Source organism: Escherichia sp. 94.0001 (genome assembly GCF_013369155.2).
In the GTDB taxonomy this organism is placed as follows: Bacteria; Pseudomonadota; Gammaproteobacteria; order Enterobacterales; family Enterobacteriaceae; genus Escherichia; species Escherichia coli_F.
Window position 1 is genome coordinate 1 of the sequence record NZ_JABWMS020000365.1, and the last position, 201, is coordinate 201.

Sequence of the window (201 nt, forward strand, 5' to 3'; positions counted from 1 at the left end):
AGATGGTGAAAGAGGCGGTAAGCCATATTCCTGTTCCGCGTGATGGTCGTGACTATGATCCCGATGTTCTGCAGAAGGCGGTTCTGGATGCGGTGAGAGCCCTGCCGGCTCCGCAGGACGGGCGTGATGCCACGGCACTGGAAATACTCCCCGCTATTGACGATCAAAAATCCTTTCCCCGGGGCACGTATGCCACACACC

1 pseudogene is annotated in these 201 nt (G+C 57.7%); it reads left to right on the forward strand.

Going from position 1 to position 201, the window contains the following annotated elements:
- Positions 1–201, forward strand: a pseudogene (locus HEN33_RS26130) (phage portal protein); the annotation flags it as partial.